Below are 21,940 nucleotides of genomic sequence, written 5' to 3'. Positions count from 1 at the left end.
ACCGTTCTTTCCTGACCTCAGGTTCCCAAGGCAAGTTGTCTGAACCCAGGGAGGAAAAGCATGATACCAGCCGGTTTTGAGTATCACCGGCCAGGCGATATCGCCTCGGCCATCGGCATTCTGCAAGAACATGGAGACGAGGCGCGCGTGATCGCGGGCGGGCACAGCCTGATCCCGATGATGAAGCTGCGCATGGCTGAAATGGGCCATCTAGTCGATCTGCAAGCCATCGATGAGTTGAAGTGCATCGAGGTGACCGCTGATACCGTATCGCTGGGCGCGATGGTCACGCAGCACGAACTGATTACCCATGACGGGCTGGCCGCTGCCGTTCCGCTGATCCGCGAGGCAGCATTGCAGATCGCAGACCCGCAAGTGCGCTACGTGGGCACTGTTGGCGGCAATGTCGCTAATGGTGATCCGGGCAACGACATGCCGGGGCTGATGCAGTGCCTGAACGCAACGTTCGAACTGTCCGGTCCCGATGGGTCCCGCAGTGTGGCTGCGCGCGATTTTTATGAAGCCGCCTATTTTACCGCGCGCGAGGACGAGGAAATCCTGACACGCATCTCAATCCCTGTACCCAGCGCTGGTGTCGGACAGGCTTATGAAAAGCAAAAGCGCAAGATTGGCGACTACGCTACCGCTGCGGCTGCGGTGATGGTCGGCAAAGGGCAGGCTTCGGTGGCGATGACCAATTTGGCCGATACCCCCGTCTGGTCCGAGGATGCCAGCAATGCACTTGCCAGCGGAAACACCGACGGCTGTGTCGCTGCAATGCTTGATGCGATCGACCCGGTGGCCGACAATCGCGGCCCCGTCGAATTCAAGAAACACGTGGCCGCCGTGATGCTGCGCCGGGCCATCGACCGCGCGCAAAGCCGCGCGGTTTGAGGGAGGGGAACTGATGTCGAAAATGCACGTCAAACTCACCGTGAACGGCAAGCAGGTCGAAGGCCTGGCCGAGCCGCGCACATTGCTGATCCATTTCCTGCGGGAAGATCTGAAAATCACCGGCCCGCATATCGGCTGCGAAACCAGCCATTGCGGCGCTTGCACCGTCGATATCGACGGCAAGTCGGTCAAGTCCTGTACGACCTTCGTGGCGCAGGTGAACGGTGCCGATATCACCACCGTCGAAGGGCTGACCAATGACGATGGCAGCCTTGGAGTTCTGCAGGAAATGTTCCGCGAACATCATGGGCTGCAATGCGGCTTCTGCACACCGGGCATGATCACCCGCGCCCATCGTCTGTTGCAGGAAAACCCGAACCCGACCGAGGAAGAAATCCGCTTTGGCATGTCCGGAAACCTGTGCCGCTGCACCGGGTATCAGAACATCGTCAAGGCGATCTCGGCCTCAGCTGATGTGTTGAATGCACAGAAGGAGGCCGCGGAATGACCGACCAGACTTTGACCCCCGAAGAACGTGCCGCCAACCTCAAAGGGATGGGCTGCGCCCGCAAGCGCGTTGAGGATGTGCGCTTTACCCAAGGCAAGGGCAACTATGTCGACGACATCAAGCTGGATGGGATGCTGTTCGGCGACTTTGTGCGCTCCCCCTACGCACATGCCCGCGTCGTCAGCGTGAATAAAGAGGCGGCGCTGGCGCTGCCCGGTGTGATCGCAGTTCTGACGGCCGAGGATTTGTCTCCGCTGGGGTTGCACTGGATGCCGACGCTGGCCGGTGACAAGCAGATGGTATTGGCCGATGGCAAGGTCCTGTTTCAGGGACAAGAGGTCGCCTATGTCGTCGCCGAAGACCGCTATGTCGCGGCGGATGCGGTGGAACTGGTTGAGGTTGAATACGAAGAACTGCCGGTTCTGACCGACCCGTTCGAGGCGCTGAATTCAGACGTTGTTCTGCGTGAAGACCTTGAAGGCCAGACCGAGGGCGCGCACGGGCCGCGCAAGCACCACAACCATATTTTCACCTGGGAACAGGGCGACAAGGACGCGACCGAGGCCGTTCTGGCCGAGGCAGACGTGGTGGCGGAAGAGATGATCTATTATCATCGCACCCACCCGTGCCCGCTGGAAACATGTGGCTGCGTGGCGTCGATGGACAAGGTGACCGGCAAGCTGACGCTTTATGGGACATTTCAGGCTCCGCATGCGATCCGGACGGTTGTTTCGCTGATCTCGGGCATCGCCGAACACAATATCCGCGTCATCAGCCCTGATATCGGCGGCGGGTTCGGCAACAAGGTCGGGGCCTATGCGGGTTATGTCTGCTCGGTTGTGGCCTCGATAGTGACTGGTCAGCCGGTGAAATGGGTCGAGGACCGGATGGAGAACCTGATGTCCACCGCCTTTGCGCGCGACTACTGGATGCAGGGCAAGATCGCGGCCACCAAGGATGGCAAGATCACCGGTTTGTGGTGCCACACGACGGCGGATCACGGTGGCTTTGACGCCTGTGCCGACCCGACCAAATTCCCGGCGGGGTTCATGAACATATGCACGGGGTCGTATGACATCCCCACCGCCTATCTGGCTGTGGATGGCGTCTATACCAACAAGGCACCGGGCGGTGTGGCCTATCGCTGCTCATTCCGCGTGACCGAGGCGGCTTATTTCATCGAACGGATGATCGAGGTTCTGGCCATCAAGCTGAACATGGACGCGGCTGAGCTGCGCCGGATCAACTTCATCAAGGCCGACCAGTTCCCGTATCAGTCGGCGCTGGGCTGGGAATATGACTCGGGCGATTATCACACCGCGTGGGACAAGGCGCTGAAGGCCGTGGATTATGACGGTTTGCGGGCCGAACAGGCGCAGCGGGTTGAGGAGTTCAAGGCCGGCAAGACCCGCAAGCTGCTGGGCATTGGTCTGACGCATTTCACCGAGATTGTGGGCGCTGGTCCGGTGAAGAACTGCGATATCCTTGGCTTGGGCATGTTCGATAGCTGCGAAATTCGCATCCACCCGACCGGGTCGGCCATCGCGCGGCTGGGAACGATTTCTCAGGGTCAGGGCCATGCAACGACCTTTGCCCAGATCATTGCAAGTGAAATCGGGTTGCCTGCCGATGACATTACACTGGAGGAAGGTGACACCGACACCGCGCCCTATGGGCTTGGGACCTACGGATCTCGGTCTACGCCTGTGGCGGGGGCAGCGACGGCGATGGCCGCGCGCAAAATCCGCGCCAAGGCGCAGATGATCGCGGCTTATCTGCTGGAGGTGCACGATAATGATGTCGAATGGGATGTGGACCGGTTCGCCGTCAAAGGCGCGCCTGAGCGGTTCAAGACGATGAAAGAGATTGCCTTTGCCGCTTACAACCAGGCCATACCGGGGTTGGAGCCGGGGCTTGAGGCGGTCAGCTATTACGACCCGCCGAATATGACTTACCCGTTCGGAGCCTATATCTGTGTCATGGAGGTCGACGTGGATACCGGCGAATGGGAGGTGCGGCAGTTTTATGCGCTGGACGATTGCGGCACCCGGATCAATCCGATGATCATCGACGGGCAGGTGCATGGCGGCGTGACTGAGGCGCTGGCCATCGCAATGGGGCAGGAGATTGCCTATGATGAGATGGGCAACGTCAAGACCGGCACGCTGATGGATTTCTTCCTGCCCACCGCATGGGAGACGCCGAACTACATCACCGACTATACGGTCACGCCGTCTCCGCACCATCCGATTGGCGCGAAAGGTGTGGGGGAAAGCCCGAATGTGGGTGGCGTGCCTGCGTTTTCAAACGCGGTGCATGATGCGTTCCGGCCTTTTGGCCTAGTTCAAAGCCACATGCCGCATGATCACTGGCGCATCTGGAAGATCGCCAACGGGCTGGGAATGCATGGGTGATTGGGTTCGGACCGGCTTGTGCCGGTCCGACCGGGTGGAGGGGGGCAGCCCCCTCCACACCTCCCGCAGAATATCTATAGCCAGATGAAGAACGGATCTTTGTTTTGACTGTGAATGATGTGCAGAGCGGATTAGCCGCGCAGGGCTATGTTGCTGATGATCGGTTGGCGATGGCCTTGCATCTGGCGCAGGCGCTGGGGCGGCCTTTGTTGCTGGAGGGGCCTGCCGGTGTCGGCAAGACCGAAGTTGCCAAGGCGATGGCGGCGTGGCGCGGGGCTCGGTTGATCCGGTTGCAATGCTATGAGGGGCTGGATGCGTCTCATGCAATTTATGAGTGGAATTACCAGCGGCAGTTGCTAGCCATTCGTGCAAGCGAGGTGCAGGGAGGCACCAGCGAGGCCCAACTGTTCACCGATGACTATTTGCTTAAGCGGCCACTGCTGGAAGCGATTAGCGAGGATAAAACGCCCGTCCTGCTGATCGATGAAATCGACCGGGCGGATGAGGAATTTGAGGCCTATCTGCTTGAGATTCTGTCTGATTTTCAGATCACCATCCCCGAACTCGGCACCATCAAGGCGCGTTCGCGTCCCATTGTGATCCTGACGGCGAATGGCACGCGGGACCTGTCCGACGCATTGCGGCGCCGGTGCCTGTATAGTTTCCTGGAGTATCCGTCGCGTGAGACGGAATTGGCAATCTTGAAAGCCCGTATGCCCGAAGTCGAAGGGCTGCTGGCGCGCCAGATTGTTGGCGTTGTGCAGGCGCTGCGGCAGGAAGAGTTGGAGAAAACACCGGGCATTGCCGAGATGCTGGATTGGGCGGCAGCCCTGTCCGGGTTGGGGGTGAATGATCTGTCCAAATCGCGGGATGAGGTGCAAGCGACTTTGGTTTGTTTGCTAAAAACCGCCCCAGATTATGGCGTCGCACCTCCCGAAGTGATAGACCGCCTGATCGGAAAGGTCGCGTGATGCAGGTCACCCGGTTTCCTTCTCGCGCATCTGGTCTGTCGGATCGCATGTCCGGCTTCATCGCACATTTGCGTATGAACGGAATGCGTGTGGGACCGGCTGAGACGGGGGATGCTCTGGCTGCTCTTGCGGCGGTTGAGGCGACGGATGTCAGACAGGCGCAGCAGGCGCTTTGTGTATTGCTGGCGGCCGACGCTGACGATTGGCGGCGGTTCGATGACTTGTTCGAAGCTTATTGGTTCAATACCGGGAAGCAACGGTCGGGAACCGCCCAAACGTCCCATGTGCGGGTCCAGTCCGCCAAGCCGATGATCTGGCAACAGGAAAGCCCAAACACTCAGGAATCCGAGTTCGGCACTGATCAGGCCGCTGCACCAGATACCGGCGATGGGGAGGCCGTGGGGAAAGACGGAAAGCTGATTGCGACCCGTACGGCCAATCTGTCGCGCCGGGATTTGCGCGAACTGATGGATGAAGACGCGCTGAGGCAGGCGGAACAAGCCGCGGCCTCCATCGCGCGTGCGATCAGAGATCGCCGCTCGCGCCGGCGAAAGCAAGCGCTGCGAGGTACTGCTTTAGATATGCGCCGGATTCAACGCGCCAGCCTTGCACGGGGCGGAGAGCCGATGGATCTGTATCGTCGCGTTCGACCACCGCGCCCGATGCGGATTGTGGTCTTGTGTGATGTCAGCGGTTCGATGACCGTTTATTCGCGGGTTTTTTTGGCCTTTCTAAAAGGCTTGATCGGCAGCGGAACCGAGGCAGATGCTTACCTTTTCCACACCCGTCTGATGCGTGTCACGGATGCGCTGCGCGATCATGACACGTTGCGTGCGGCCGGACGGTTATCGCTCATCGCCGAGGGGTTTGGCGGTGGAACTGATATTTCGGGAAGCCTTGAGAGATTTCTGAACGGTTACGGTGCCCGCGCATTGAACGGGCGGACGATCGTATTGATCCTCTCGGATGGGTATTGCAGCGCCTCGCCTGAGGCTTTGGGAAATGTTCTGGCTCGGGTGCGGCGCAAGGCGCGACGGATCGTCTGGCTGAATCCTCTCAAGGGATGGAAACACTATCAGCCCATTGCCGCCGCTATGGAGGCTGCGGAACCGTATCTCGATGCCCATCTGCCCGCCAACACGCTGGAAGCGCTGGCGGCATTGGAACCCGAATTCCGAAAACTGTGAAAGGACATGCCCATGGCAGGTTTCGACATTTTCGACACGATTGAGGAGTTGCGTCAGAAGGGCGACGCCTTTTGCGTGGCAACGGTCCTTCGCACTGCCGACGCAACCTCAGCCAAAGCGGGTGGCAAGGCCGTGATCACAAGGGACGGGCGTATTTTGGGGCATTTGGGCGGAGCGTGTGTGCAGCGCGTTGTACGCGCATCGGCGCAAGAGGCTCTGGTAGGTGGAACTCCGAAAATGATCCGGGTGAAACCTTCGGAAAAGGTAGTGGCGATGACAGACCCGGATGGTGTGGAGACCTTCAAAAGTGGTTGCCCTTCGGGAGGAACAGTCGATTTGTTGATCGAACCCTATCAGCATGCCCCGCGCCTGATCATTTTTGGAGACTCTCCGATTGCACACGCTCTTGCAGCGCACGCGGCGCTGGCAGGGTTGCGTGTTTGCTTGCCTGAAGGTTCTGAAAGCCCGGTGGATTTCATCGGCTTTGATCCGAATGACCTAAACGCTTTGGGGGTTGAGCCACGCGATTTTGCAGTGGTCGCCTCACAAGGCAAAGGCGATGGCGCGGCGTTGAGAACTGCACTTGAATCACCCGTCCGCCGCGTTTCGATGGTCGCAAGCCACCGCAAGGCCAGGGTGTTATGTGAGAAGTTGGAAGCGCAGGGTATAACCGCCGAGCAGACCAGTCGCCTCAAGTCCCCGGCCGGACTGGATATCCATGCCATCGACCCGCACGAAATCGCCCTGTCGATCCTTGCCGAGATCATCCTCTGGCGGAATTCAGACAAATCCGAGGAGACGTCGCATGATGAGAAAATGGCGTAAGTGGTTGCGGTCCTTTCGGACAGTGCAGCCGAAGCAGACCCCTGAAGAAGCGACCGAGGCCGCACTTCGCGTCTTCCCAAGATGTTGTTGAGAAAAGGACCCACAAATGGAACTAAATGACGAAATCCGTATCTCTGCCCCGCGCGACGTAGTGTACCGAGCGCTGAATGATCCGGATGTGTTGCGTGAGTGCATTCCCGGTTGTGAAGAACTGATCCAGCATTCTCCCGAGCATTTGGAAGCCAAAGTGTTGCTCAAAATCGGCCCGGTCAAGGCGCGGTTCAGCGGCGAGGTGACGTTGGACAATTCCCAAGCCCCGGACGCGTTTTCCTTGACTGGTGAAGGAAAAGGTGGTGCTGCGGGCTTTGCCAAAGGCGGCGCCGACGTCTCTATTCGAGCGGAGGGTGAGGAAACGGTTCTGTCTTATACCGCCAAGGTCACAATCGGCGGAAAAATTGCGCAATTGGGAAGCCGGTTGATTGCGGGTACTGCGAAAAAACTCTCGACCAAGTTTTTTGACAGGTTTGGGGAAATCGTCGCCGAGCAATACGTTGGTTAGGCCGCTGCAGGGGCGTGGGGAGCCTTTTTGAGGTCTTGTCAGAAGAACATTGCTTGAGCGAGCGGGGCAGGGCGGTTGCGTTGCTTTTGCCCATGTTCAGACCTGCTTCTTTCAAAAGTACTGTCAGACTAACAGTCCTGATATCGTTTCCGTGGCCATTTTTCTGTTTCGCGCTGCTCTGCAAAGTCTTTTTCTTTCCAGGTCAGTTCATTGCATGTTCTCGTCGGAAGGAAGTGTCAAAAAGGACGGTAGGATACGATTCCTCTGACAGCACTACTAGCCAGGCTGAGGTCGATTCGAATTGGCCTCACCGCATTGGTCCTTATGCTCATTGATCCTTATCAAGATTGGCTGGGGCAAGACGTGGTATAGTTAATGGCAAAGCAAAGGGGTTCTCATGGAAGAGTTAGTCGAAATCGGGAGATCATTCGTTCAAGCCATGAATGAGCGTCGGGGCCTTGCATGTGTTGATGAAATGTATGCCGAAAACGCACAGTCGATTGAAGCAGTTGTGCCTCCGGTTCGGCAATTCCGTGTTGCAAAGGGTCGAGAAGCAATTAGAGGAAAACGAGAGGATTGGCTGGCAACGCATGAAATCCAAGAACTTGACGTGGATGGACCGTATGTTCACCCACCCAACCGTTTTGGAGTGCGATTTAGGGCTGAGGTAATTCAGAAGACTACGGGTAAGCGCTTGACCCTGAGCGAGATCGCTGTGTATTCCGTGGCAGAAGGCAAGATAGTACTGGAAGAGTTCTTCATGATGCCGAAGTAAAAGAACGAACGGTAACTTTGTCTCTGTGTCGGTCGAAACAGCGCGTTCAACTTGTCTGCGCTGGAAGGTTTTGGACGGAGGCCAGGAATGCTACGCAGAACTTCGGTATATTTTTTAGGAACTGATACTGACGACGCGGCGATTTTGGAACGCGCCGAAGCTGCCCGTATCCAAAACTGCCATCTGACATGTGTTTTGATCGCGGCTTTACCCAACCTGCCTTACCTAAAGTATGGATCAAACAGGTTCGTTGAAGCAGGCCTCCCTTCAAACTGGTTGGATGTTCTGGAAGCAAAAAATGCCGCCTTAAAGTCCCGCGCTGCCGAAGTTGAAGCGCTTCTGATGCGGCAAGGTTTATCGGCAAATGTCGTCGCCTTTATCGGATCAGGGGCAGAGCTACAGCATCTTGTTGCACGCCAAGCCAATAGCTCTGATGTCGCCTTTGTAGACGCTGGGCTGCGAAAAAACCCCGATTTGTTTCACAAGATCGCCTACGGGGTATTGTTCCATTCACCGGTCGCGTTGATGATCAATGGAGATCCGTTCGCCCAGTCCGACTGCATTTTTCTGGCATGGGATGATAGCTTGTCGGCGTCCAGGGCTGCGCATTTGGCTTTACCCTTATTTCTGGCGGCCAAGGAAGTTGTGATTGGGTGTTTTGATCTGCCAATGGGTGATGACGAAGAAAGTCAAGAACCCGGAGCTGACATTGCTGGATGGCTCAGCTTTCATGAGTGCAACGTAGCCGTGTCGCAGTTCCAGCTTGGCGGGCTTTCGATCGATCACTGTATTCAAGAGCGCGCGAAAGAACTGGGGGCTGATCTTGTTGTAATGGGCGCTTATGGGCACTCCTATTTACGAGAGTCAGTTTTTGGTGGAACCACGCAAGCAATGTTGGAGCAGACCAGTTTTCCAGTACTTTTAGGGCACTAGTGAAATGAAACGGCGAGCGTGATTTGGCAAATAGTCGTAGCTTTAAATTTCATGAGTGAAAATGGGGGCAGCCATATGTTGTTAAGAGCTCATCTGAGATTGATGCTGGTTTGCTTGACCGTTACCACCCAGGAAATCCATCACAATTGACGTTAGCTCATCCCAGTCAGTAAATTCCCGCACTCCATTCCGTGGATCTATCTTCTGCCCTAGCAACACGACGTGCTTGACGATCTCCCTCTCAAAATACCCGTAGTTTTCGGGTCGGACGGCACCTGCGACTAACGCCGTTGCATTCGGTTCGAAACCTGTTCGCAATAGCATTTCGTTGAGATAATCACGCGCTTCTTCTCGACCTGACGCAAACGCTGCTTTTAGACCGACAGAAAGCACGAGAGACCTTCGTTTCGTTAAGGCATCTTTTTGGGACGTGACAAAAGCCTCGAATGACTCGGGGTGCCGACGTTCGTGGACAGGGGCTAGAAGAATAACCTTGACCACATCGTCCAGCGATACGTTGCCGGGCAATTCATCGGTATTGATCACCTTTGTGTTGTAGCCGGATTTCGTCGCGATATTGCTGATGAAACGCGCAATCTTTTCCGTCTGACCGTCGACTGTAGCGAAGGCGATGAGTACGGTCATTCCGATCCTCCCATAAATCGGTCTGAATAGATTACTGATTATGAATAAGTGGCGTGCGTTGCCCTTGATCTCAATCAAAGGCGATTTTTAGGGCATGTAGAAAGAGTTGTGGTACGGCTTTTCTACCCATACCGAGTTTTTCGAAAAACTCGCGATGACATAAATCTTCAAGCCAGCCTGCCTTCTTGGGCGTGCATTTTTGAAGCTACGCAATGCGTATTGGCCTGTCTTACGACCTTAAGGAAAAGGCCAAGACGGCGATGCAGGTAACAAAACTGATAGACCAAACTGCGAGCTTCACCCGTTGGCGTGCGGGCAGTTTTCTGAACAGATTAATCATAGTCAAACCTTTCAGAAATAATCCGGTGAGACGCAGTACCCCTTGAGATCAGGTGATCTTCGGCCGCATCCATCATGGCAGCGGGGCCGCAGAGAACAAACAGCCAGCTTTCAAATTGTTCAGAAGACAAATTGCGGTCCAACAGGGAACCGTCGATCATACCTGTCTCTCCGTGCCAAGCCCTCGGCGGTTCGGACAAAACGAAAACTGTATCTACTTCGGACAGCTCCTCGCGAAAAACAATCTGCTCTTCTACCCGATTTCCGTAGATAAGCTTGAGATCGCGCTGTGTCCCGCTCAATCTTACTTGACGCAAAATGCTCAACATTGGCGCGATCCCGACACCACCTGCGATCAGAACGATGCCTTGTTCCGGACGGTTGTTGATAGACAGGTTTCCGTATGGGGCGTCGAGATAGGCCGGGGTTTGCGGAGCGATCTGCCCGAGACGGCACGTGAAGTCCCCAAGCTCTTTTATCAAAAATGAAACTTCGGGGCCTTCGGCTGGTGCCGAGCTAATCGAGAATGGATTTTCGTGCAGCGAGAAGGCACTGTGACCGACATTGAGCCACGCAAACTGGCCTGCATGGAAGGTTAACCCCTCGTGACCATCCGGCTTCAGGCGTAATTCCCATTGCCTCGGTGTCAATCGAGACACTGAAGTGACGCGCCACGGCTTTTTCCCCTGACACGACGGGCGAACGAGATAGACATAAACTAGAGTTCCCGCTGCAATACTGGCCAGGCTAAACCAGAAAAATGTCAGTGACGGGTGTCCACTGTAGCGCCCGGCATAGACGGTGTGGTGCAGCAGTAGGCACGCAAGCATTAAGGCTCCCAGCCCGTGTAAGAGGCGCCATGTCTCGTACTTGTATTCAAGGGATTTACGGGCAATCGCTGAGGCGACCAGAATGAAGAACAAGAAATAAGCGCCGATGCCCGATACCAGCGCAGAAAAATCGGTCGTAATCGTAAGTTGATGTGTTGTGTCCCATGGGCGGCGTCCGCCAGAAGCTGAACCCTGATACAGAAGCGGGTGCACCAACGCAAAGCCGAGCGCGGTCCGGGCCATTAGCTGGTGCACTCGCATCGTCACATCCATACCCAAGCCGGAAGAGATTAACCTGAACCGTCCAGACAGTAGGAATTCCACCAGGATTATTGAAAAAGCAAGCATTCCAAGCCCGGATGCGAGCTCTTGATGGAAGGGTCGCGGTGGCCATCCCAGGGACCAAGAAACACCCAAGGGAGCCAAGATCAGCAAAACGTAAATCAGCGCCAGATACGGCCATTTCATACGGCTTTGCTCCACTGTGCTAGAGGCAGGCAACTCGAGCTCATTCAGAATAAACGCTAGGCTGACCTGAGATTCCGATCAAGACTGCTGAGATCGGTCAATTTTGGGGCATAACGAGGCAGATCTATTGGCCGACGATCCTTGTTCCGATTGGTGCAGCCGGTGCGTTCAATCTGGCCGAAGTTGAGATTGCATGCTTGCGCAGGATCAAGGTCCTTGACCGCGTTTTCTGCCATAATATTGCACGCGCGAAATCGGACCAAAGGAGGAGGTTCAGAAAATGTTAGAAGACAAAAAGTCCCCGCAACTTTTCACCGGAACGCATCCGCTCTCCGATAACTTTCGACGCGAAATGGAAACCCTGATGTCGCGGTTTTTTGGGGGAGGGTCACCTTTTCTTCCAATGGAAACAGCTGCGCAACGCACGGGTTTCCCGTCACTTGATATGACGGGCGCGATTTCACCGGCGATTGATGTCCAAGAAACGGAAAATGCAATTGTCTTGACGGCTGAATTGCCAGGGCTCGAAGAGGATGATGTCGAAATTGAAATCAAAGAGCGCCGCCTCATCCTGCGTGGCCAAAAAAAGATTGCACATGATGAAGCAGGCGATCTGCGTGTCAGCGAAAGAAGCTATGGCAGCTTTTCCAGAGCTATGATGCTGCCAGAGACCGTCGATATCGACAAGATTTCGGCGTCATTCGACAAAGGTGTGCTGCATATCGATATGCTGAAGACAGAGCCTCAGGATCCAAGCCGTAAGATCAAGGTCTCGTCCAAGTATACGGCCTAGTGGCTGGAAACTGTTCTTAAGTACGACAACATAGTGGGCCGCTCATAGATCGGCCTGCTTTGAGACGCGATCAAGTGGGGGGAATTGGTCGCCAATCATGAAATGGGGGCTCGCCACCACTCTTGCCGAGCCCCCACTGGTGGAACTTCCACGCATTCGGAATTCCGTTCACCTTCGTGTTTGCTTGGGGACAGGTCGGTGAACGTAGATCGCGTTAAAACATTCGTATTTCACTATATGAATCATGCTGGTGCTTTGATCTGTGTCAATCAACACGCGATGTCGGGTCTGCGAAGCTGAACGCAAACCAATTGTCGATAGCCGTCGGCCTTAAAAGCGAAGCTACCGCGTTCGGCAGTGTGGGGTTTAGGGTGGAAAGTTGTTCGTGATGTTCTGGAACCTGTTACCAGCTTTGGGCGGCATTGGCCTATTCCTTGTCGGAATGCTGTTAATGACGGACGGTCTGAAGGCTTTGGCCGGGGCGCGACTGCGCGATGTTTTGGGTCGGTTCACTTCGACACCGTTGACTGGGGCGGTTACAGGCGCGGTCACGACAGCTGCAATCCAGTCCTCCAGTGCGACCACTGTCGCAGCAGTCGGATTTGTCGCGTCTGGTCTGCTCACGTTTCCCCAAGCGCTTGGGATCATCTTTGGGGCCAATATCGGAACGACCATGACAGGTTGGCTCGTCGCGCTCTTGGGGTTCAAGCTGGACCTGGGTCAAGTGATGTTGCCCGTTGTTTTTGTTGGGGCTTTGCTGGCGCTTTCGGGAAGAAAAGCGGTTTCAGGCCTTGGGTTGGCGTTGGCCGGGTTCAGCTTGATTTTCATTGGGATCGAGCAGCTCAAGTCTGGGCTCGACGCATTTCGCGGCGTAGTTACCCCTGCCGATTTTCCACCAGATACACTACTTGGCAGGCTAAAGCTTGTCATGATCGGCGTCCTTATCACGATGGTGACTCAGTCTTCGAGTGCTGGCGTCGCAACGGCATTGGCTGCGTTGAGCGCTGGTGCAGTGAACTTCCCTCAAGCAGCGGCTCTCGTCATTGGAATGGACGTTGGGACAACTTTCACGGCAGTTCTGGCCACCTTTGGCGGGGGCACGATGGCTCGTCGAACTGGTTTTGCTCATGTGATCTACAACGTGATGACGGGTGTCATGGCATTTTTTCTGCTGGGGCCATTTGCTTCGATCTTTGTAAGCGGGGCAGGGACTGGAAATTCGCTGACTGCGCTTGTCGCATTCCATAGTTTCTTCAACGCAATAGGCGTAGCGCTAATCCTGCCGTTCGCTAAACCGTTTGCCAGATTTATCGAGGCGCTCGTACCCGACCGAGGCGCTGAGTTAACCAGATCTCTGGATCCGCTGGTGCTCGGAATGCCGGAAATAGCCGTGGATGCGGCAAAAACCGCGGTGGATCAAATTGTTATGGCCGAAGTGGCGCACCTTCGGTCACGTATGGGGGCATCGCAGCTAAACGGAACTGACTATGGGCGGGACAACATTGAGACGGCTGTGTCCGAAGCGCGCTCGTATCTAGACAAGATAGAACTGTCCAGCAGGTCCGATTTAGAGATATCCAGTATCAAGGGTATGTACCATGTCCTCGATCATCTTGATCGGTTGCTCTACCGGTCTAGTCAAGATGATAGGATAAGCGAGTTGCGGAAAGACCAGCGGTTGAAACGGCTTGCTTCAGTGGTGATTTCAGCAACTGACGGTTACTTGGAAATCGACAATCCAGAAAAATGTGAAGGCACGCTGAACCGTGTTCGCCGTTTTCTGCGACGGCAGCGGAAAATTCGCAGAGACTTGCTCATTTCCGACGCTGCGACTGACAGTCTGCCGGACGAAGTGGTTTGGGCTAGGTTGGACTCTCTCCGGTGGCTGCATCGAGTGTCCTATCACCTTTGGCGAATTCGCTGGCATTTGAACGTACTGGAAGGAGCTTCGTCTGGAGACAAGCGTGGTGGGGTCGATGCCGAAGTGGCGTAGAGGAAGGTTGGCCTAGATTAGATTTGGCGCGTACTCAAACGCCATTCGACTGAAACGCCAGCGTGGGTACTGGTGCAATTACCATGAGCAAGGTCAAAGAAGTTTCTTAGGGATGCCGTTAAATAGAAACTTCATCAGAGGCAGCGAATTGGAGGAGCATATGCAGGTTTTTCCCGGAATTTTATTGGCAATGTTCGCCACGGGATCTGCACTGGCGCAGGACATCAGTGTTGATAGCGGTAGCGATTTGTACCGGACATATTGCTGGCAATGCCACGGTTTCGAAGCGACCGGGGACGGACCAATGGCTGAAATGCTGGCTATTCGAACACCTGACCTCACCAAGTTGGCGGGCGAAAACGACGGTGTGTTTCCGATAGATCGCATAGCTGAACAGATTGATGGTCGTTCACAATTGCTCGCCCATGGGGGCGAAATGCCAATCTTTGGCGCGGTGTTTGAGACAGACCAACAAATCGCGGTGGCTTTGCCTAATGGACAACCAATGATGTTAGGCTTGCCGTTGGCGAATTTGCTCGCCTTTCTTGAATCTATCCAGGCTGATTAGCCACTGACCAATCTGCTAATCCGTATCAGCCGTGCGTCTGATTGACATGAGAGTCAGTGGCGGCCCCAACACTTCGAAGGCCACAGTACTGGCGAGGGTAAAGGCCATAATGGATGCGGCCCAATTTGGAAACTGCTCTCCGGCAACGAGTGCCATTCCCACCGCAACACCGGCCTGCGGTAGTAAAGCGGGACCGTACCAGTGGGCCTGGCGGCGGGGAAGGCCGCCAAGTCTAGCTCCGCAATAGCCGCCGACAACGCGCGCTACGGTGCGCAGGATCAAAAAAGCGACACCCGCCCAGCCCATCAAGCCGAAGGCTTCAACATCCAATGTGGCACCAGCCAGCAGGAAGAACAGGATCATGAATGGCCACTGAATGTGCTCGATCTCGTGAAAGGCGCGGTCATGGTGGCGGGCAAGATTCCCGATAACAGCGCCCGCAACCATGCCTGTTACGAGGAACGAAACCTCCAGCCAAAGTGCAAGGCCCGCAGTAAGAAAGACGATGCCTATCGCTTCGGCCTGCACTGGCTCGCCTGGCTTTAAGCGCCCCGTCAAGTAAGCGGCCGGAACGCCCAATGCGACGCCCAGAACAATTGCGCCGCCGAAATCCCACATCGCAGTGGCCGTGATTGTGGTCCAGCCATCGGTTTGGCCGGCCAGAACCAAGACGACACTGAAAGCAATCAGGCCCCAAGCATCGTCAATCGCTACCACGCCCTTTAAGGTCTGGGTGAAACTATTGGATACACCGGATTGTTTGATCACATCGGTCATGGCGGCCGGGGCCGTTGCTGTGGCAATTGCCGCCAACACCAACGCCAGTCCGAAGGGCAGACCAATTGCGGTCAGTCCAAATGAGACAACTACGAGGGTCGCAGCCACAATCGAAATCGAAATCGTAAGAATGGCTCGGCCATGCCGAACCAGGTTCTCGCGGGTCAAAGATCCTCCAAGAAGAAACGCGACCATCGTCAAGGCAACAATGGATACCTCATCGAACCACATGGCAACGTCCAGCGGGATCAACCCCATTCCGGCGTTCCCGGCGATCAGACCAAGGAAAAGTAAGGTTGTAACACGAGGAAGATGCGTGGCCCGGCCAAACTGGTCGGCCGCCAACCCGGCAAGGAAGAGGACACCAAGGGTAATCAGAAAGCCGGCAACGTGCATAGAAAACCAAGCGTTAAGTTCTTGTCTGGACTACTCTAACTCCAACCTCGCCTGCTAAGAACCGATGTCGGAGAGGCTGCGAGGTTCTTGCCAGAAGAACCTGCCTTGATGCGGGCAGGTGGCTCAACAACCGCGCCGAAAATTCGCCTCCGTCCATTCCTCCGTCTACAACCAATTCAACTAGGAAAGATCGCTAGCTAGCAGAGATATCTTGACGCTGACACGTCCCGCCGCTCTCGCCGAGTGGCGCGAACTTGGTGCGGCATAAAGGGCAGCTATACTGGCCCAGTTGAGACTGGTTCGATTTTGACTGACACCACCTGTCTTAGTGCTTTTAAGGTGGAAATTCTGGAAGTTGATTTTGGCGGCGGTCTGGCATGTGGGTCGGGCGCGTGGTGGGTAAATTGTTCGAGTATTTTCGAATTAATTCAAAAAATGCTATGTATGCGCACGTTGATTGCTATGGTAGGGTCATGAATTCGCTAACCAGAATAACTCGAGGGATAGGCGTCGCACTCAAGGATGGCAGGGTGAAGGGGCTTCTTGCCTTCACAACAGGTATGATCCTATGGGCGTCAGTGTTTTATCATTATGTAGAAGGATGGAGTTGGCTCGATTCCATCTATTTTTCTGTCGTAACGATTTCGACGGTGGGGTTTGGTGACTTTTCTCCTGAAACCGCAGCAGGGAAAGTCTTTACGATGGTTTATATCATCGTGGGCCTCGGTATCTTCGTAACCGCGGCGACCACGGTAGCGGACACAATCCTGTCCCAAGACGACGACAGATCGAACAACTAGACTGTTTCGAACGCAGCCAAAGCGCGTTCACGTGGACGCGGCACTTTAACGAGGCGATTAAAAACACCCACCGAATTCAGGCGAGTTTTCAAGCAGCTACCGGTCCCTCTGCGCTAAAAAATATACATATCTCATTTTTTGAGTGTATTATTGGGGAAACAAGCCGTGGAGGGATGGTATGGAAAAGACCCAGGACGCAAAGATTGTCGATCTCGCAATACGGTTGCTATTTCTCGGATTATTCCTCTACAGCGCCTTGGTTATGGTCGCCCCGTTGGCAAGCGTGGTGATCTGGGCCACGATCCTCTGCGTTGCGCTTTATCCGGTTTATGATTGGCTGCAATCCAAGTTGGGCGGGCGGAAGAAACTTGCATCGACGATCTTGGTTCTGTTGGGCCTTGTTCTGACCTTGGGGCCAGTCGCAACAGCGGTATCTGGTGCGGCAGAACTTGGGTCCAATTTTGCGGAACAGGCCGACAGGGGTGAGTTGAAAATCCCGCCAGCACCGGATGGCCTTAAGGAATTGCCACTGGTCGGAGCCAAAATTGCCGACGTCTGGGGTATGTTCGAACGGAATCTGGATGGCGCGCTTGCAAAATACGGCGCGCAGATCCTTGAGATTACAAAGTCCCTCTTTGGTAAGGTGCTGGGGATCGGGATCGGGCTTCTGGGCCTTGCCCTGTCCGTGTTGATCATGGGGGCCTTGTTCAGCCCCGGGCCAAATCTGGTTCAGGGTCTTCAGCGCTTTGCCAACCGTGTCTTCGCACCGCGCGGCGGCGAATTCGTCACAATGGCGGGTGCCACGATCCGCAATGTGACCAAAGGTGTCATCGGCGTCGCCGCAATACAGGCGGTTGTCGTTTGGGTATTGCTGGCTGTGTTTGGCATTTCTTCTGCTGCCACTTTGGCGTTTGTCTGCCTGATCCTCTCGATTATCCAAATCGGGCCCGGCTTGGTTCTTTTGCCGGTGGTCATCTACGCATGGAGTTCCATGTCCGGCGGTGCAGCGTTGATCTTCACCATATTGGCCATACCCGTCACCATAATGGACAGTTTCCTACGGCCCGTGTTTATTTCAAAAGGCCTTGAGACACCCATGCTGGTGATCCTCATCGGTGTTCTCGGTGGTATGATGGCATACGGTCTGATTGGCATCTTCATGGGGCCGGTTCTTTTCGCCGTCTTCTATGAGTTGTTCAAGGTTTGGATTGACGCCTCTCCTGACGCCGAAACCCCTGCCGAGGGGGCCGAAACATGAGAAAGACGATATGGACCACGCTGGCCGTCATTCTTGTCTTCCTTGTCTGGTATCTGGTCGCTGACCGAAAGACGCCGTTTACCGGGAACGCCCGAGTAAAAGCCGTGGCGACCCAGATCGTTCCGCAGGTCACAGGAACGGTAACCGAGGTTCTTGTCGAAAACGGTCAGGTCGTCTCGGCGGGTGATGTTCTGGTTCGGATTGATGCCAGACCCTACGAAATTGAGCGCGCAAAAGCCCAAGCCGACCTTGAAGCAGCCACGCAGGAGGTGGGCGCATCCTCGGCAGAGGTCAGCGCCGCACAGGCCAAGCTAGCGAGGGCTCAGAGTGACCTCGACACGATGCGCATTCAAACCGAACGCGTTTTTGCGCTTGAAAAGAAAGGGTTGATTGCTGTTTCAAAGGCCGACGACGCCCGAGGGCAACTGGCTGAGTCCGAGGCGAACTATGAAAACGCCAAAGCCGATCTGGAAAAAGCAAAGCAGAGGTTGGGGGATGACGGGATCGAAAACCCGAAAATCCAGCGCGCATTGGCCGCCTTGGCGGATGCAGAGCTTAACCTTGAATGGACGGAACTGAGGGCTCCAGCGACGGGTGTTATTTCCAATCTTTTGATTGCTCCCGGAACCTATGCGCGGTCCGGGCAGGACCTGTTGACGTTCCTAGACGCGACAGACGTCTGGATTGAGGCGTATTTCACCGAAAACAACCTCGGCCGGGCTTCGGTGGGTTCTCCTGTTGATGTGGTGCTGGACATGCACCCGGGCCAGATCGTTCCGGGGGTTATCGAGAGCTTTAGTGCGGCTGTATCCCTGAGCGGCGGAGACGAACCCGGCCAGTTGGCAAGCCCACCAAGCACCAAAGGGTTTTTACGTGAACCGGAACGGTTTCCGGTCCGTATCGTTCTGCCAGGCTATGAAGCCGGGAGCGCCGAAGACGACCTTCGCTTCCAACTCAATGGGCAGGCCGATGTGATCATGTACCTGAGTGATAATTCCCTGCTGAACATGGTCGGCCGGACCTATATCCGTCTGGTTTCGATCCTGTCCTATGCCTACTGAGGATCGAAAATCTGTTTTTCGGCTCGCGCTGGGCGTGACCGGCGTCTTTGCTCTGGGCCTGTTTCTGGGGTGGCCACTGGCGGTCGTAGGGGCGGTTTTTACGGCTTTGTTTTTACAGGCACCCGCCGCCTTGCCACTTGCAGCATTCGCCAAGCTTTTTGTCTTCTCGATAGGATTGATGTTCGTTTCATTCCTGCTGTCCTCGGTCTTTGCCCCATACCCCGTGGTATTCCTCATTCTGGTGGCCATTGGGATAATCCTGTCCTTCATGTGGTCGGTTTCCGGGGCCGGTGTATTGCCCGGAGTCATAGCCCTTATGGGGGCGCTGATGATTCCGAACCTTGCTCTTCAATCGCAGGACCTGGCCTTGGTTCTTGTATTCTGGATACCTATGAATTTGCTATTTGCGGGTTTCGTTTCGACGTTGACGTTTGTGCTGATACCGGCTGAACCTCAAACATCGGCCCAGAAGAAGGCCGAGGCTTCGCCAGACTTTGATCCACATCGGCGGATCATCAGGATGTCACTGGTCACAGTACCGTTCGCAATGGCGTTTTTTGTGTCCGGCGCGTCAGCCTTGTTGGTTTTGTTTTTTGTCGCCCTTCTCAGCCAACAACTTGCGGCCATGCCGTCGATGGGCAAGGCGGTCGCCAAAGCGATGCTGACGGCAAACCTGCTTGGGGCGGCGGTGTCGATCATCTGCTATGAGGTCAACGTGATCGCACCAGTTATTCTAACGCCAATTTTGTTGTGCCTATTCTTCTGTTTCGCGCTGGGAGCGCTCGGTAAATCCCAAGTCCCACTTGCTGCCGCGGCTGGTTCAGCCTTAACGACGGTTCTGATCGTTTACGGTGGGTCGGTTGCACCGTTTTCAGATGAGGCCGACGTCAAAAGCATCACGCGCGTTCTGCAAGTCGCCAGCGCAGCATTCTTCGTCATTATCGCCTATGTCATTGTGGACGAGTTCTGGCCTGAGAAAAAACGCCAAATCTCTCATTGAGCTACGACGCCAATTGGAGTTCCTAAAATCCGGGTTTGCTTAGGCGACATACCTCTCGTGGGTCTTGTCAAAAGAACTTTGTTTGATGCAGCGTTTCAGGCGTATGCGAAGTTTGCAGAAATTCGCCCCTGTCCACTCCTCCTTCTACAACCACTTCAACCAGGAAAGATCGCTAGCCAGCCGAGACACCTCCAAGCTGACACGCCCCACCGCTCTTGCCGAGTGGCGCGGATTATGCGCGGCATAAAGGACAGCCCTATTGGCCTAACTGAGACTGGTTCGTATTCGCCTGAAAGCACCGATGCAATTAGGCACCCTGAGGCAAGATTCTGCTCCAGACAATCAACGTGAGCGTAAAGCGCAGGTTCGTGTACCGGTAACTAAAGTGCTGTACCAGGCAGTTGCCGAACCGAGGGATCTTTCCCATCAGAGAGCAACCGCCCGGAGACGTAAAAGTGTAGCCAGTGAAATGACTGAGTGACATGCACTTTGTCGATGCACCAGGATCAATTTTTGCCGTGATCTGCACGTTTACCAGAGTAAGGTCGCGTACGGCATGTCACGTCAGTGTCAGGGTACTTGCGGTGCTCTTGTTCAATTCGCTACCTCGGAATTCGGCGCTTGGCGCGCCTGAAATGTAGACTTCCTCGATGGCGCGATCATCGCCCATCATCTGCAAAACAAATAATTCTTCTGCAAGACTGGCAATGCGATCCATACGCAGGGCCATGGCGGGAGTGCTGCGCGCATTCAGAACAACAACGTCGGCCTCAGTGCCGGGGTCCAGAGTCCCGATTTTGTCTTCCAGCCCCAGAACACATGCATTGCCAAGAGTTGCCCAATGGAATGCTTGCAGAGGATGCAGTGCCAAACCTTGTAACTGCAAAACCTTGTATCCTTCGTTGAGGGTTTGAAGCATCGAGTAACTGGTTCCTGCCCCAATATCGGTGGCTATACCATTCGAGATACCGCGCGCGCTCAGACCACCATGATCAAAGAGGCCGCTACCAAGGAACAGGTTCGAAGTTGGACAAAACACCGGATGGGCGCCAGTTTCTGCAAGCGCATCAATTTCACGCGTCTCCAAGTGGATGGAGTGCCCAAGCAGTGTCTTTTGTCCCAGCAACCCATAAGACTGGTAGACGTCCAGATAGTCCCGGGCCTGCGGATACAACTGGGTGGTATAGGCGATCTCATCTTTGTTCTCTGACAGATGAGTTTGGATGTGACAGTCCGGATGTTCCTGCGCAAGCGCCTGCGCCATCGCCATTTGTTCGGGTGTGGAAGTGATCGCAAATCGAGGTGTAATAACATAGCCGTTTCGGCCCTTGCCATGCCAGTCTCTGATCAGATCCTTGGTATCATCGTATCCGGTTTGTGGTGTGTCCAGCAGGTCTTCGGGCGCATTGCGGTCCATCAGGACTTTGCCGCCGAGCATGCGCATGTTGCGCCTTGTGGCTTCCGTAAAGAAGGCATCCGCTGAAGTCTTGTGGACCGAGCAATACGCAACTGCGGTCGTCGTACCGTGCGAGATGAGCTGATCGTAGAACGCGCGCGCCATAAGCGCGCTGTGTTCGTCCGAGGCGAACCGGGTTTCTTCCGGGAACGTGTAGTTGTTGAGCCAGTCCAACAACTGTGCCCCCCAGGAGGCGATCACCTGAACCTGCGGGAAATGAACGTGTGTGTCGATAAAGCCAGCCATCATCAGGTGCGGACGATGGTCTGTGATCGGCACATCCCCAGCTTTTGCACTGATCTCGGTGAAGGGGCCGGTATCCTGAATGATCCCGTCTCGGATCAGCAATGCGCCGTCTTCAAGATAAGTGTAAGCGTCGGAATCTTCGCCGTTCAGCGGTTCGCGATGAAAGGTCAGCAGGCGACCGCGAAGCAATCTCTGTGTCATGAAGCGTCTCGATTGTACGAAAGGGAAGGGTGGGGGCAGCCCA

At 55.2% G+C, this 21,940-nt stretch carries 20 protein-coding genes and 2 pseudogenes; 18 read left to right on the top strand and 4 right to left on the bottom strand.

Going from position 1 to position 21,940, the window contains the following annotated elements:
* Nucleotides 1-60: 60 nt before the first annotated feature.
* From GOX63_RS08785 to GOX63_RS08745, 9 genes are all read left to right on the top strand, one after another.
* A complete protein-coding gene (locus GOX63_RS08785; protein ID WP_170545563.1) occupies nucleotides 61-894 on the top strand; it encodes an FAD binding domain-containing protein in 834 nt (277 codons plus the stop codon).
* A gap of 13 nt (nucleotides 895-907) precedes the next feature.
* Nucleotides 908-1,402, top strand: a complete 495-nt coding sequence (locus tag GOX63_RS08780; protein WP_170325605.1) for a (2Fe-2S)-binding protein — start codon at nucleotides 908-910, stop codon at nucleotides 1,400-1,402.
* The gene (locus tag GOX63_RS08775; protein WP_170545561.1) at nucleotides 1,399-3,816 is read left to right on the top strand and encodes an aerobic carbon-monoxide dehydrogenase large subunit; all 2,418 of its coding nucleotides are present in this window, start codon (nucleotides 1,399-1,401) and stop codon (nucleotides 3,814-3,816) included. The genes GOX63_RS08780 and GOX63_RS08775 overlap by 4 nt, the downstream gene beginning before the upstream one ends.
* Nucleotides 3,817-3,920: 104 nt before the next feature.
* Nucleotides 3,921-4,787 carry an AAA family ATPase gene (locus GOX63_RS08770; RefSeq protein WP_170325603.1) on the top strand — a complete coding sequence of 289 codons (867 nt, stop codon included), beginning with the start codon at nucleotides 3,921-3,923 and terminating at the stop codon, nucleotides 4,785-4,787.
* The gene (locus GOX63_RS08765; protein WP_170326007.1) at nucleotides 4,787-5,974 is read left to right on the top strand and encodes a vWA domain-containing protein; all 1,188 of its coding nucleotides are present in this window, start codon (nucleotides 4,787-4,789) and stop codon (nucleotides 5,972-5,974) included. The genes GOX63_RS08770 and GOX63_RS08765 overlap by 1 nt, the downstream gene beginning before the upstream one ends.
* A 12-nt stretch (nucleotides 5,975-5,986) precedes the next feature.
* The gene (locus GOX63_RS08760; RefSeq protein WP_170325602.1) at nucleotides 5,987-6,799 is read left to right on the top strand and encodes an XdhC family protein; all 813 of its coding nucleotides are present in this window, start codon (nucleotides 5,987-5,989) and stop codon (nucleotides 6,797-6,799) included.
* Nucleotides 6,800-6,905: 106 nt separating this feature from the next.
* Nucleotides 6,906-7,358: a CoxG family protein gene (locus GOX63_RS08755; RefSeq protein ID WP_170325601.1), complete on the top strand. Its 453-nt coding sequence runs from the start codon at nucleotides 6,906-6,908 to the stop codon at nucleotides 7,356-7,358.
* 397 nt (nucleotides 7,359-7,755) lie between these two features.
* Complete coding sequence (locus GOX63_RS08750; protein ID WP_170325600.1) at nucleotides 7,756-8,133, top strand: nuclear transport factor 2 family protein; 378 nt, start codon at nucleotides 7,756-7,758, stop codon at nucleotides 8,131-8,133.
* 87 nt (nucleotides 8,134-8,220) lie between these two features.
* Entirely contained in the window at nucleotides 8,221-9,066 is an 846-nt protein-coding gene (locus GOX63_RS08745) for a universal stress protein (RefSeq protein ID WP_170325599.1), read from the top strand.
* 81 nt (nucleotides 9,067-9,147) lie between these two features.
* On the opposite strand, the gene GOX63_RS08740 is transcribed toward GOX63_RS08745, so the two are convergent.
* Nucleotides 9,148-9,711 (bottom strand): flavodoxin domain-containing protein, encoded by a 564-nt coding sequence (locus tag GOX63_RS08740; protein WP_170325598.1) that lies wholly within the window; start codon nucleotides 9,709-9,711, stop codon nucleotides 9,148-9,150.
* A 332-nt stretch (nucleotides 9,712-10,043) separates the two neighbouring features.
* On the bottom strand, nucleotides 10,044-11,348 hold the full coding sequence (locus GOX63_RS08735; protein ID WP_170325597.1) for a ferredoxin reductase family protein: 1,305 nt from the start codon (nucleotides 11,346-11,348) through the stop codon (nucleotides 10,044-10,046).
* Between the two features lie 280 nt (nucleotides 11,349-11,628).
* On the opposite strand from GOX63_RS08735, the gene GOX63_RS08730 reads away from it, so the two are divergent.
* The 3 genes from GOX63_RS08730 (at nucleotide 11,629) to GOX63_RS08720 (ending at nucleotide 14,702) form a co-directional block, all read left to right on the top strand.
* Nucleotides 11,629-12,141, top strand: coding sequence for an Hsp20/alpha crystallin family protein (locus GOX63_RS08730; protein ID WP_170325596.1), 513 nt, complete (start codon nucleotides 11,629-11,631; stop codon nucleotides 12,139-12,141).
* A 388-nt stretch (nucleotides 12,142-12,529) separates the two neighbouring features.
* Nucleotides 12,530-14,134: a Na/Pi cotransporter family protein gene (locus GOX63_RS08725; protein ID WP_170545559.1), complete on the top strand. Its 1,605-nt coding sequence runs from the start codon at nucleotides 12,530-12,532 to the stop codon at nucleotides 14,132-14,134.
* Nucleotides 14,135-14,294: 160 nt separating this feature from the next.
* Nucleotides 14,295-14,702, top strand: coding sequence for a c-type cytochrome (locus tag GOX63_RS08720; protein ID WP_254435914.1), 408 nt, complete (start codon nucleotides 14,295-14,297; stop codon nucleotides 14,700-14,702).
* Nucleotides 14,703-14,717: 15 nt separating this feature from the next.
* Here the strand turns inward: GOX63_RS08720 and GOX63_RS08715 are convergent, their stop codons facing one another.
* Nucleotides 14,718-15,875: a cation:proton antiporter gene (locus tag GOX63_RS08715; protein ID WP_170545555.1), complete on the bottom strand. Its 1,158-nt coding sequence runs from the start codon at nucleotides 15,873-15,875 to the stop codon at nucleotides 14,718-14,720.
* A gap of 136 nt (nucleotides 15,876-16,011) precedes the next feature.
* Here GOX63_RS08715 and GOX63_RS23775 point away from each other — a divergent pair.
* The 6 genes and pseudogenes from GOX63_RS23775 to GOX63_RS23770 form a co-directional block, all read left to right on the top strand.
* Nucleotides 16,012-16,143, top strand: a pseudogene (locus GOX63_RS23775) (IS6 family transposase); the annotation flags it as partial.
* A gap of 262 nt (nucleotides 16,144-16,405) precedes the next feature.
* The gene (locus tag GOX63_RS08710) at nucleotides 16,406-16,675 is read left to right on the top strand and encodes a potassium channel family protein (protein WP_367646699.1); all 270 of its coding nucleotides are present in this window, start codon (nucleotides 16,406-16,408) and stop codon (nucleotides 16,673-16,675) included.
* A gap of 178 nt (nucleotides 16,676-16,853) precedes the next feature.
* Complete coding sequence (locus tag GOX63_RS08705; RefSeq protein WP_170325591.1) at nucleotides 16,854-17,933, top strand: AI-2E family transporter; 1,080 nt, start codon at nucleotides 16,854-16,856, stop codon at nucleotides 17,931-17,933.
* The gene (locus GOX63_RS08700; RefSeq protein WP_170325590.1) at nucleotides 17,930-18,994 is read left to right on the top strand and encodes an HlyD family secretion protein; all 1,065 of its coding nucleotides are present in this window, start codon (nucleotides 17,930-17,932) and stop codon (nucleotides 18,992-18,994) included. Before GOX63_RS08705 ends, GOX63_RS08700 begins: the two co-directional genes overlap by 4 nt.
* On the top strand, nucleotides 18,984-19,994 hold the full coding sequence (locus tag GOX63_RS08695) for a DUF2955 domain-containing protein (RefSeq protein ID WP_170325589.1): 1,011 nt from the start codon (nucleotides 18,984-18,986) through the stop codon (nucleotides 19,992-19,994). The genes GOX63_RS08700 and GOX63_RS08695 overlap by 11 nt, the downstream gene beginning before the upstream one ends.
* An 85-nt stretch (nucleotides 19,995-20,079) precedes the next feature.
* Nucleotides 20,080-20,241 (top strand): annotated as a pseudogene (locus GOX63_RS23770) (IS6 family transposase); the annotation flags it as partial.
* A gap of 312 nt (nucleotides 20,242-20,553) precedes the next feature.
* On the opposite strand, the gene guaD reads toward GOX63_RS23770, so the two are convergent.
* Nucleotides 20,554-21,897: a guanine deaminase gene (guaD, locus tag GOX63_RS08690; protein WP_170325588.1), complete on the bottom strand. Its 1,344-nt coding sequence runs from the start codon at nucleotides 21,895-21,897 to the stop codon at nucleotides 20,554-20,556.
* Nucleotides 21,898-21,940 lie beyond the last annotated feature (43 nt).

This window comes from Ruegeria arenilitoris (genome assembly GCF_013031355.1).
GTDB classification, from domain to species: Bacteria; Pseudomonadota; Alphaproteobacteria; order Rhodobacterales; family Rhodobacteraceae; genus Ruegeria; species Ruegeria arenilitoris_C.
This window is presented reverse-complemented; position numbering and strand designations above follow the sequence as displayed.

Bases quoted from the DNA above. Each gene is read 5' to 3' on its own strand.
- GOX63_RS08760 (WP_170325602.1), top strand. From the start codon at position 5,987: ATGGCAGGTTTCGACATTTTCGACACGATTGAGGAGTTGCGTCAGAAG.
- GOX63_RS08705 (WP_170325591.1), top strand. From the start codon at position 16,854: ATGGAAAAGACCCAGGACGCAAAGATTGTCGATCTCGCAATACGGTTG.
- guaD (WP_170325588.1), bottom strand. From the start codon at position 21,897: ATGACACAGAGATTGCTTCGCGGTCGCCTGCTGACCTTTCATCGCGAA.
- GOX63_RS08695 (WP_170325589.1), top strand. From the start codon at position 18,984: ATGCCTACTGAGGATCGAAAATCTGTTTTTCGGCTCGCGCTGGGCGTG.
- GOX63_RS08785 (WP_170545563.1), top strand. From the start codon at position 61: ATGATACCAGCCGGTTTTGAGTATCACCGGCCAGGCGATATCGCCTCG.
- GOX63_RS08740 (WP_170325598.1), bottom strand. From the start codon at position 9,711: ATGACCGTACTCATCGCCTTCGCTACAGTCGACGGTCAGACGGAAAAG.
- GOX63_RS08775 (WP_170545561.1), top strand. From the start codon at position 1,399: ATGACCGACCAGACTTTGACCCCCGAAGAACGTGCCGCCAACCTCAAA.
- GOX63_RS08765 (WP_170326007.1), top strand. From the start codon at position 4,787: ATGCAGGTCACCCGGTTTCCTTCTCGCGCATCTGGTCTGTCGGATCGC.
- GOX63_RS08755 (WP_170325601.1), top strand. From the start codon at position 6,906: ATGGAACTAAATGACGAAATCCGTATCTCTGCCCCGCGCGACGTAGTG.
- GOX63_RS08715 (WP_170545555.1), bottom strand. From the start codon at position 15,875: ATGCACGTTGCCGGCTTTCTGATTACCCTTGGTGTCCTCTTCCTTGCC.
- GOX63_RS08725 (WP_170545559.1), top strand. From the start codon at position 12,530: ATGTTCTGGAACCTGTTACCAGCTTTGGGCGGCATTGGCCTATTCCTT.
- GOX63_RS08720 (WP_254435914.1), top strand. From the start codon at position 14,295: ATGCAGGTTTTTCCCGGAATTTTATTGGCAATGTTCGCCACGGGATCT.
- GOX63_RS08780 (WP_170325605.1), top strand. From the start codon at position 908: ATGTCGAAAATGCACGTCAAACTCACCGTGAACGGCAAGCAGGTCGAA.
- GOX63_RS08730 (WP_170325596.1), top strand. From the start codon at position 11,629: ATGTTAGAAGACAAAAAGTCCCCGCAACTTTTCACCGGAACGCATCCG.
- GOX63_RS08735 (WP_170325597.1), bottom strand. From the start codon at position 11,348: ATGAAATGGCCGTATCTGGCGCTGATTTACGTTTTGCTGATCTTGGCT.
- GOX63_RS08750 (WP_170325600.1), top strand. From the start codon at position 7,756: ATGGAAGAGTTAGTCGAAATCGGGAGATCATTCGTTCAAGCCATGAAT.
- GOX63_RS08745 (WP_170325599.1), top strand. From the start codon at position 8,221: ATGCTACGCAGAACTTCGGTATATTTTTTAGGAACTGATACTGACGAC.
- GOX63_RS08700 (WP_170325590.1), top strand. From the start codon at position 17,930: ATGAGAAAGACGATATGGACCACGCTGGCCGTCATTCTTGTCTTCCTT.